This is a genomic window from Photorhabdus tasmaniensis (assembly GCF_011189505.1).
GTDB lineage: Bacteria > Pseudomonadota > Gammaproteobacteria > Enterobacterales > Enterobacteriaceae > Photorhabdus > Photorhabdus tasmaniensis.
The window spans coordinates 1-12,069 of record NZ_PUJU01000080.1; the positions used below are offsets into that span (position 1 = coordinate 1).

General features: G+C 54.7%; 1 protein-coding gene. It reads right to left on the reverse strand.

All coding sequences use genetic code 11. From position 1 onward, the window contains the following. Positions 1-12,069 (reverse strand): non-ribosomal peptide synthetase (locus C5471_RS21875; protein WP_166296409.1); only part of this gene is annotated, 12,069 nt, incomplete at both ends.

Below are 12,069 nucleotides of genomic sequence, written 5' to 3' on the forward strand. Positions count from 1 at the left end.
TAGCTCGAATATTTAATTCAACATAACTGAGGGCTTGCTCTTCATACACCAGCGCTATCGCATCAGGTTTTTTTTCTGCCTGTTGCTCAAACAGTGGGTGAATACAACCCGGGTCAGGATACGGCATCAGGGTCGCGTTCCACGTCTCCAACAACAGCCGCTTTTCTGCTTCCGGCAAGATATTCAGTGCCCGGACCGGGGTCTCCGGCCGCTGCTCAAGCGCCTCTGCCAGACTTTCCAGCGCCTGTTGCATGTAACCGCACACCCGTTCCGCATTAATCGATTGAACGATTTGCGCGGTCAACCCCAGTGCATTACCAAAATCCTCCACCGACAAGACAAACGGATAGTTCGTGCGCTCTTGCCCACCCTGAAATTCAATGCTGCTGATGTTTTCATCCGTGATGATCACCGGTGCATTATGCCGGTAGTTCAACAAGGCACTAAAGAGTGGAATTTCATTTTGTACCCCACTGCAACGTTGAACCAACGCCAATGACGCATGCTCATGTTCCAGTAATCCCGCCAGCCGGGTATGGGCTGCCCGCGCACTGTTCTGCACCGGGGTTTCATCTATATCTAACCGTAATGGCAAGGTATTGATAAACAGTCCCATGCCGCTGTCAGCCCCTTCCCCGGCCTGCATCCGCCCAAACAGCACGGTACCGAATACCACTTGCTGCTGTCCGCTGGCACGCGACAATACCAGCGCCCAAGCCAGATGACACAGCGCCGCCAGACTGACACCCAGACGCCGGGCCTGACGGCGCAGGCGGTCATTCAGCATGGTGGGCAACATTCGGTGCGACTGCATCACCTGCGAACCATCCCGATAGACTTCCGTCAACCCAAATGGCAGCGTCGGTTCATCCACCTCAGCCAACATCTCGGTAAAGAAACGGGTATGCTCCGCCTGACTTACTCCCAGCCGAACCTGCGCTACCAGATTGCGGAAAGGAATCGGCGCAGGCAGACTGTTTTCCTGCCCGGCAAGATACGCCTGAACTTCGCGGTTCATCACCTCCATTGCAGTATGATCGCCGATCAAATGGTGCTGTAATTGTAATACGATCCAGCGACCATCGGTTTCCTGCGCAATAACCAAACGTAATAAGGGTGCCTGTCCCAGATCGAGACGATGCTGACGGGGATCAAAACGTTGAGCCAATTGTTCATAAACCGGCCCCTCAGCGGGATCTAACATCAATTCGATAACGGATAACGGAGCCTGACGCCAGACCACCTGAACTGGCGCGGATAACCCTTGCCAGATAAAAGCGGTTCGCAGAATATCGTGGCGATCAACCACCTGCTGCACCGCCGCCAGATAACGATCCAGCAACCATCGCTCAGCAAAGACCACAGGATAAGCCAACAGATACGGATCGCCCTTGTTCGCCAGTAAATGGTGGAACAGGATCCCGTCCTGCAACGGTGACAAGGCATAGATATCCTGAATATTGGCCATCCCGCCCGGTACGTGTTCAATGATATGGTCGATTTCAGACTGAGTCAGATCAATCAACGGCAACATCTCAGGTGTCAGTGCCGTCGTCGCCGGGGTGATGGTATTAACTGGCACCACCACTGCCTGTGACTGCCCTGCTGTTTGGGCAAATTCAGACAATACCGGGAATTGGAACAGATCACGCACTGCCAGCGTTAACCCCGCGTTACGCAGACGGTCAATCATCCGCACTGCCAGCAATGAATGTCCCCCCAAAGCAAAGAAGCTATCGTGCCGACTGATCTGTTCAATATCCAACAACTCGCACCAGATAGCGGCCAGTGTGGTTTCTGTCTCCCCTTGCGGCGCTTCATAAACCTGCCGGGCAAACGCGTCCTCACCCGGCACTGGTAACGCCCGGCGATCCAGTTTGCCGTTTGGCGTCAACGGGAAGGTATCCAGACGCACAAACGCCGCCGGCACCATATAATCCGGTAAAATGGTGCTCAGGTGAGTACGCAGACGGTTAACTAACTCTTCATCCATTTCTGCCACCACATAAGCCACCAACCGTTTGTCCTGACCGTCACCCAACACCAACACAATGGCTTCACATACCGCCGGATGTTCCATTAACCGGGCTTCGATTTCCCCCGGCTCAATGCGGAAACCGCGGATTTTCACCTGTTGGTCATTTCGGCCCAGGAATTCCAGATTGCCATCCGGCAGGTAGCGGGCCAAATCTCCCGTTCGATACAGGCAGGCATTGGGTTCATTGCTAAACGGATCCGGTAGAAAACGTTCCGCAGTCAGTTCAGGGCGATTGAGATAACCACAGGCTACCCCATCTCCGCCCACATAAATCTCGCCGATCACACCTATCGGCACTGGCTGACCATCAGCATCCAACAGATAAACCCGGGTGTTGGCTATTGGCCGACCAATCGGGATCTTTGTCGCACCCTGCGGTAACGCCGTAATAGGGTACATCGTGGTAAAGGTGGTTCCCTCACTCGGCCCGTAAGCTTGCAATAACTGTTGTGGCGGATGATTATCCAGAACTTGGGTAATCACATGCAGATCGGGGATATCTCCCCCAAAAATCAGGATGTTAATCTGCGGAAGAACCGGGGATAATTCTGTCACCAACCGGTTAAATAACCCGATAGTTAGCCACAGCACCGTGACGCGATGTATTTGTAAAACCTGCACTAACTTGTGTGGCGTCAGTAATGTGTCATGGTCGATAACCACCAACGTACCGCCGTTAAGCAACGGTGCCCAGACTTCGAACGTACTGGCATCGAAAGCCGGATTAGCGGTAAAAGCAACCCGATCATCCGGGCCGATTTCAGCGTATCCATTATTGATGACCAGCCGAACCACCGCACGATGCGGCACCATCACCCCTTTGGGTATGCCGGTCGAACCGGACGTGTACATGATATAGGCTAGCGCAGTACTGGAGCGCGGTAAGTCAATATTGTGGTGATCTTCTTCCCCGAGAACGTCCATTTCATCGGCCAGACAAAACAGGGGGATCGCCAGATCAACCGGGATATCTGTCAGCAACAATTTGGCTGCACAATCGTTTATCAGCCAGTTTTTCCGTTCGTCCGGCACTCGGGGATCGATCGGCACATAAACAGCCCCGGCCTTGAGGATAGCCAACTGAGCCACCACCAGTTCAACAGAGCGTTCCAGCAGCACCGCAACCCGATCATCCGACCGAATCCCCTGCCCGATTAACCGACGAGCCAGCCAGTTGGCGCGGACATTTAATTCGGCGTAGCTGAGAATGTGTTCTTCATACACTAACGCTATCGCGTCTGGGGTTTTCTCTGCCTGTTGCTCAAACAGCCGGTGAATACATAACTGGTCAGGATACGGCGCTTGGGTTGCATTCCAGGTTTCCAGCAACAACTGGCGCTCCGCCACGGTCAGGAGATCAATTTTCCGGACTGGTTGTTGCGGGTTAGCCACTATCTCCCGCAGTACGGTATGGAGATATTCCACCTGCCGCTCAATGGTGGGTTGATCAAACAGGGCGGTGGCATAATTCAGATAACCCGCAATCCCACCATTCATTTCAGACAGGCTGAGTTCAAGATCAAATTTAGCGATATCAATGCGTTGATCGGCAGGTGAAACAGCCAATCCCGGCAATCCCCATTCCGTGCGGTCATTGTTCTGCCAGGCAAACATCACCTGAAACAGCGGGGTATGAGCCAGTCTGCGCGGCGGTTGCACGATTTCCACCACCTGTTCAAACGGCAGATCCTGATGCTCCTGCGCCGCCAGCGCGGTTTGCCGCACACGCGCAAGCAATTCAGTCACATTCGGCGCACCGGATAAATCCATGCGCAACGCCAGCGTGTTGACAAAGAAGCCGATCAGGGATTCCACTTCCTGACGGCCACGACCAGCACTCGGCGTACCAATAACCAGATCTTCCTGACCTGACAGACGCGACAGAACCACCGCCCAAGCCGCCAACAGCGTCATAAATAACGTGACCCCCTGCTGCTCACTCAGGCGTTTAAGGGATTGGGTTAACTCCGCATCCAGACTGACGGGCAAGATATTCCCGGTAAATGACTGCTGAGACGGCCGGGACCGGTCAGTGGGCAAATCCAACAGAACCGGCGCGTCAGCCAGCTGCGTGCGCCAATAATCAGATTGAGACTGTATGCGTTCCGCCGACAGCCACTGACGCTGCCAGGCAGCGTAATCAGGGTACTGAATCGTCAACGGTGGCAATGGATCCGGCTGGCCCACAAGAAAAGCGGTGTAGAGGGTGCTCAATTCATGCATCAATACGCTGACAGACCAACCATCGAAAACAATATGATGCTGGGTCAGCAGGAAGACGTACTCATCATCAGCCAGTTGTACCAACGCGGCACGAATTAACGGGCCACCGGCCAGATCAAACGGGGCCTCAGCTTCCCGAGCAGAGAGAGACGCAAGCTGGGTATCCACATCCGGCGCATCACGCAGATCATATTTTTTCATCGGCAAGCCCCATTCCACCGGTAATAATTCCACCTGCGGCTGGCCGTCAACGGCAACAAAGACCGAACGTAACGCTTCATGGCGAACAAACAACGCATCAAGCGCCTGCTGCCAGACACTCACATTAAGCTGACCGCGTAGACGCAATGCCATCGGAATATGATAAGTCTCACTGACTCCCTCAAACTGAGTCAGGAACCACAGACGCTGTTGAGCAAATGACAGCGGTAATTTGCCCTGACGGGATAGCGGTATAATGGCCGGTAATCCGCCACTTTGCTCATCAAACCGGGCGCGCATTGCTTCAGCAAAAGCGTTCAAAGCAGGGAATTTGAACAGCGTGGACAGCGGTAATTCAATCCCCAAAGCCGCTATCCGGTTCATCATCCGCACCGCCAGCAGCGAATGGCCGCCCAGGGCGAAAAAGTTGTCATAGCGGCTAATCTGCTCAACGCCCAGTAATTCACGCCAGATAGCCGCCAAGGTGGTTTCCATTTCGCCCTGAGGAGCGGCGTAAATCTGCCGGGCAAAAGCTTCTTCCCCCAGTACCGGTAATGCCTGACGATCCAGCTTGCCGTTCGGAGTCAGCGGCAAAGCATCCAGACGCACAAACGCCGCCGGTACCATATAATCCGGTAAAATCGCACTCAGATGAGTACGCAAATTATTAGCCAGCCTGTCATCCGCTTCTGCTGCCACATAAGCCACCAGACGCTTATCCTGTCCCTCGTCCAGTGCCAGCACAACCGCTTCACTCACCGCAGAGTGTTCTGTCAACCGGGCTTCAATTTCCCCCGGTTCAATGCGGAAACCACGGATTTTCACCTGCTGGTCATTACGGCCCAGGAACTCCAGATTGCCATCCGGCAGGTAACGGGCCAAATCCCCGCTCCGGTACAGTCGGGCACCGGGTTCACTACTAAACGGATCAGCCAGAAAACGTTCCGCGGTCAGTTCAGGGCGATTGAGATAACCACAGGCAACCCCATCTCCGCCCACATAAATCTCTCCAATCACGCCTATCGGCACTGGCTGACCATCAGCATCCAACAGATAAACCCGGGTGTTGGCTATTGGCCGACCAATCGAGATCCTTGTCGCACCCTGTGGTAACACCACAATAGGGTACATCGTGGTAAAGGTGGTTCCCTCGCTCGGCCCGTAAGCCTGCAATAATTGTTGTGGCGGATGATTATCCAGAACCCGGGCAATCACATGCAGATCGGGGATATCTCCCCCGAAAATCAGGATCTTAATCTGCGGAAGAATCGGGGATAATTCTGTCACCAGCCGGTTAAACAACCCGACAGTCAGCCACAGCACCGTGACGCGATGTACTTGTAAAACTTGCACTAACTTGTGTGGCGTCAGTAATGTGTCATGGTCGATAACCACCAACGTACCGCCGTTAAGCAATGGTGCCCAGACTTCGAACATGCTGGCATCAAAAACCGGATTAGCAGTAAAAGAAACCCGATCATCCGGTCCGATTTCGGCGTACCCATTATTGATAATCAGCCGAACCACGGCACGATGCGGCACCATGACCCCTTTTGGTATGCCGGTTGAGCCGGAGGTATACATGATATACGCCAGCTCAGTACTGGAACGCGGTAAGTCAGGATTAAAGTGATCTTCCTCCGTAATAGTACTCATCTCACCGGCCAGATAAAACAGGGGGATCGCCAGGTTAACCGGCATATCCGTGAGCAACAATTTAGCGGAACAGTCGTTTATCAGCCAATGCTGCCGTTCATCCGGCACACGGGGATCGATCGGCACATAAACGGCCCCAGCCTTGAGAATAGCCAACTGAGTCACCACCAGTTCAACAGAGCGTTCCAGCAGCACCGCAACCCGATCATCCGGACGGATCCCCTGTTCGATCACCCGGCACGCCAGCCGGTTAGCACGGGCATTTAATTCAGCATAACTGAGGCGACGTTCTCCATACTCCAGCGCTATCGCATCAGGGGTTTTCTCTGTCTGTTGCTCAAACAGTTGGTGAATACAATACTGATCAGGATAAGGTGCCTGGGTTGCGTTCCAGGTTGCCAGCAACAGCCGCTTTTCCGCTTCCGGCAAGATATTCAGCAACCGGACCGGTGTCTCCGGTCGCTGCTCAAGCGCCTCTGCCAGACTTTCCAGCGCCTGTTGCATATAACCACATACTCTTTCTGGATCAATCGGTTGAACAATTTGCGCCGTCAACCCTAGCGCATCACCAAAATCCTCCACCGACAGAGCAAATGGGTAGTTGGTCCGCTCCTGTGCGTCAAGAAATTCAACCCCATGCATGATTTCATTCGAAACCGCCGATAACGTACTGTGCCGATAGTTTAACAAGGCACTAAAGAGGGGAATTTCACTTTGCACTCCACTGCAACGTTGAGCCAGCGCCAGTGAGGCGTGTTCATGCGTCAGCAATTTAGCTAACCGGGTATGTGTCAGTCGTACACTGTCCTGCACCGGGGTATCATCCATATCCAACCGCAACGGCAAAGTATTGATAAACAGCCCCATGCTGCTGTCAGCCCCTTCCCCGGCCTGCATCCGCCCAAACAGCACGGTACCGAATACCACTTTCGCCTGTCCGCTGGTGCGTGACAACACCTGCGCCCAAGCCAGATGACACAACGCCGCCAGACTGACGCCCAGACGCCGGGCCTGACTGCGCAGACGGCTATTTAGCGTAGCAGGCAACATCCTGTGCGATGGGGTCACCTGCGAACCATCCCGATATACCTCCGTTAACCCGAACGGCAACGTCGGCTCACCCACCTCAGCCAACATCTCGGTAAAGAAACGGGTATGTTCATCCTGACTCACCCCTAACCGGGCCTGCGCCACCAGGTTGCGGAAAGGGACCGGTGCAGGCAGACTGTTTTCCTGCCCGGCAAAGTACGCCTGAACTTCGCGGTTCATCACCTCCATGGTGGTATGGTCGCCAATCAAATGATGCTGCAATTGCTGTGCAATCCAGCGGCCATTGCTCTCCTGCGCCACCATAAAGTACAACAACGGTGCCTGATGCAAATCAAGACGATAATGACGGGGATTAAAACGGTGAGCCAATTGCTCGCCAACCGGCCCATCAACCGGATCTAATGTCAGTTCAGTGACCAACAATGGTGCCTCACGCCAGACCACCTGTACCGGCACGGATAATCCTTGCCAGATAAAAGCGGTCCGCAGGATGTCATGGTGGTTTATCACCCGTTGCACCGCTACCAAATAACTGTCCAGCAGCGCCCGGTCAGCAAAGGCCATCTGACTGACTAACAGATACGGATCCCCTTCATTTGCCAGTAGATGATGGAACAGGATACCGTCCTGCAACGGTGACAGGGCATAGATATCCTGAATATTCGCCATCCCGCCCGGCACCTGTTCGACGATACGGTCAATCTCTGGCTGAGTCAGATCAATCAACGGTAACATCTCCGGTGTGAGTGCCGTGGTCGCCGGGGTAATGACATTAGCCGGCACCATCACCGCCCGGAACTGCCCGGCTGTCTGGGCAAATTCGGATAACACCGGGGATTGGAATAAATCACGCACCCCCAGTGTTAACCCCGCATGACGCAGACGTTCAATCATCCGGACCGCCAGCAATGAATGGCCGCCCAACACAAAGAAACTGTCATGCCGGCTGACTTGTTCAATGCCCAGCAACTCACCCCAGACAGCCGCCAATGCGATCTCAACCTCCCCTTGCGGCGCTTCATAAACCTGCCGCGCTAAGGCCCCCTCCCCCGGTGCCGGCAATGCCCGGCGATCCAGTTTGCCATTCGCGGTCAACGGGAAGGTATCCAGACGCACAAACGCCGCCGGCACCATATAATCCGGTAAAATCGTACTCAGGTGAGTGTGCAGCCGATTAACTAACTCTTCATCCACGGCGGCCACCACATAAGCCACCAGCCGTTTATCTTGGTCATCCCCCCACGCCAGCACCACCGCTTCACGCACCGCCGGGTGTTCCATTAGCCGGGCTTCAATTTCCCCCGGCTCAATGCGGAAGCCCCGGATTTTCACCTGCTGGTCATTACGGCCCAGGAATGCCAGATTGCCATCCGGCAGATAGCGGGCCAAATCCCCGCTCCGGTACAGGCGGGCATCGGGTTCACCACTAAATGGATCAGTCAGGAAACGTTCTGCCGTCAGCTCAGGACGATTGAGGTAGCCCCGGGCCACACCGGCCCCGCCAACATACAATTCACCCACGGTACCCAACGGCACCGGCTGACCATATTTATCCAGCAGATAGAGGGTTAAATCCGGGATACGTGTACCAATAGGACTTATGATCTGCTCCACATCATGGTGAGAGAGCGCCCGGTAAGTGACGTGAACTGTGGTCTCGGTGATACCGTACATATTCACCAACTGGGGCGATGTCTCTGCCCGCCGGGCATACCACGGTTTCAGCATACCGGGATCGAGGGCTTCCCCGCCAAAGATGATATAGCGCAAGCCATCCGGTAAGGGATTGGCGATATCACTGGCAATAAAGGCTTTGAAAGCACTGGGGGTCTGATTTAACACCGTGATACTGTGCCGACACACAAATTGATGCAGCTCCTGAGGCGAACGAGCAATCGCGTGCGGTACCAGCACCAATTTAGCGCCGTAGCGTAAAGCTCCCCACAATTCCCAGACGGAGAAGTCAAATGCAATGGAATGAAACAGGCACCAGATATCCTGCCGGTTAAAGTGATACCGGGATTCAGTCGCCTCAAACAAACGCAGGATATGACGATGCTCCACCATCACCCCTTTCGGCGTGCCGGTCGAGCCGGAGGTGTAAATCACATACGCCAGATGCCGTGCCGTCAATGCCGGTACTGGCAAGTTACTGTCCGGCTGATCAGGTAGGTTATTCGGGTCAAGTACCGTCAGCCCAGCCAGCGCGTCCTCTCCCAGCGCATCACGTCCGGCACTATCCGCCAGCAAAATAGCGGGGGCCGCATCGGTCAGAATATGGGCCAGACGCTCACCGGTGTAGATCGGATCCAACGGCACATACGCGCCCCCGGCTTTCAGCACCGCCAGTAATCCCACCACCATTGCCAGTGAGCGTGATACGCAAATCGCCACCCGCTGGTCCGGTGCCACACCTAACGCCATCAGTTGATGAGCCAGCCGGTTAGCGCGGGCATTTAATTCGGCATAGCTGAGGATATGTTCTTCATATACCACCGCCGTCGCATCAGGGGTTTTCTCCACCTGTTGTTCAAACAGTCGGTGAATACAACACGGCTCAGAATTCGGAGGTTCAATCGCATTCCAGGTTTCCAGCAACAACCTGCGCTCCGCCGGTGCCAGAATATCAATTTTTCCGACCGGCTGTTGCGGGTTAGCCGCCATCTCCCGTAGGACAGTATGGAGATATGCCCTATGCCGCTCAATGGTGGGTTGATCAAACAGGGCGGTAGAATAATTCAGATAACCGACAATCCGGCCCGCCACCTCGGATAAATTCAGCTCCAGATCGAACTTAACCACATCAACAATTTGCCCGACAGGCGACACGGCCAGTCCCGGCAGGCTCCATTCCGTACTCTCATTGTTTTGCCAGGCAAACATCACCTGAAACAGCGGGGTATGCGCCAGTCTGCGCGGCGGTTGCACAATTTCCACCACCTGCTCAAACGGCAAATCCTGATGCTCTTGCGCCGCCAGCGCAGTTTGCCGTGTACGCGCAAGCAATTCGACCACATTCGGCGCACCAGATAAATCCATCCGCAACGCCAACGTATTAACAAAGAAACCGATCAGGGATTCCACTTCCTGACGACCACGACCGGCACTCGGTGTACCGATAATCAGATCTTCCTGACCTGATAGGCGCGACAAAACCGTTGCCCAGCCCGCCAGCAAGGTCATAAATACGGTGACGCCCTGCTGCTCACTCAGACGCTTAAGGGATTGGGTTAACTCCGCATCCAGATTGATAGGCAAGAGCATCCCGGCAAATGACTGCTGAGACGGCCGGGGCCGGTCAGTGGGCAAATCCAGCAATACCGGCGCATCAGACAGCCGCATGCGCCAATAGTCGGATTGGATCTGTATGCGTTCCGCCGACAGCCACTGACGCTGCCAGGCGGCATAATCAGGATATTGAATCACCAACGGTGGCAATGGATCCGGCTGCCCCGCCAGAAACGCGGTGTAAAGGGTTCTCAATTCACGCATCAACACGCTGACAGACCAACCATCGGAAACAATATGATGCTGGGTCAGCAGGAAGACGTGCTCATCATCAGCCAGTTGTACCAGCGCGGCACGAATTAACGGGCCACCGGCCAGATCAAACGGGGTCTCAACTTCCTGAGCAGAGAGCGCTGCAAGCTGGGCATCCACATCAGGCACCTCACGCAGATCATATTTTTTCATCGGCAAGCCCCATTCCGTCGGCAACAATTCCACCTGTGGCTGGCCGTCAACGGCAACAAAGACCGAACGTAACGCTTCATGGCGAACAAACAGCGCATCAAGCGCCTGCTGCCAGGCACGCATATTAAGCTGACCACGTAAACGTAATGCCATCGGGATATGATAAGTCTCACTCACGCCCTCAAACTGAGTCAGGAACCACAAACGCTGTTGAGCGAATGACAACGGCAGCTTACCCTCACGGGATAGTGGCATGATGGCCGGTAATCTGCTGCTCTGTTTATCAAACCGGGCGCGCATTGCTTCAGCAAAAGCGTTCAAAGCAGGGAATTTGAACAGCGTGGACAGCGGTAATTCAATCCCCAAAGCCGCTATCCGGTTCATCATCCGCACCGCCAGCAGCGAATGGCCGCCCAGGGCGAAAAAGTTGTCATAGCGGCTAATCTGCTCAACGCCCAATAATTCATGCCAAATAGCCGCCAAGGTGATTTCCATCTCTTCCTGAGGAGCGGCGTACATCTGCCGAGCGAACGCCTCTTCCCCCGGTACCGGTAATGTCTGACGATCCAGCTTGCCATTCGGGGTCAGCGGCAAAGCATCCAGACGCACAAACGCCGCCGGTATCATATAATCCGGTAAAATCGCACTCAGATGAGTACGCAAGCTATTAGCCAGTTCCTTATCCTCTGGTGCTACTACATAAGCGACCAACCGTTTGTCATGACCGCCACCCTGCGCCAGCACAACCGCTTCTTGCACCGTTGGGTATTCCACCAACCGGGCCTCAATTTCACCCGGCTCAATACGGAAACCGCGGATTTTCACCTGCTGATCGTTACGGCCAATAAATTCCAAATTACCGTCCGGCAGGTAACGGGCCAAATCCCCGCTCCGGTACAGGCGGGCATCTGCTGTCTCACTAAAAGGATCCGTCAGAAAACGCTCCGCCGTTAATTCCGGGCGGTTGAGATAGCCTCGCGCTACCCCTACACCGCCGATATATAGCTCACCCACCGCCCCTAATGGCACGGGCTGGCCGTCAGTATTCAGCAGATAAACCGGTGTGTTAGCCGTTGGACGGCCGATCGCAATGACGCCATCGGTGTAGTCTGACGGGCAACGCCAAACAGCAGCACAAACCGTGATTTCTGTCGGACCATACGCGTTGAACACCGTTGCCCGGTGACTCAATGCCCGAAGCAGCGCGG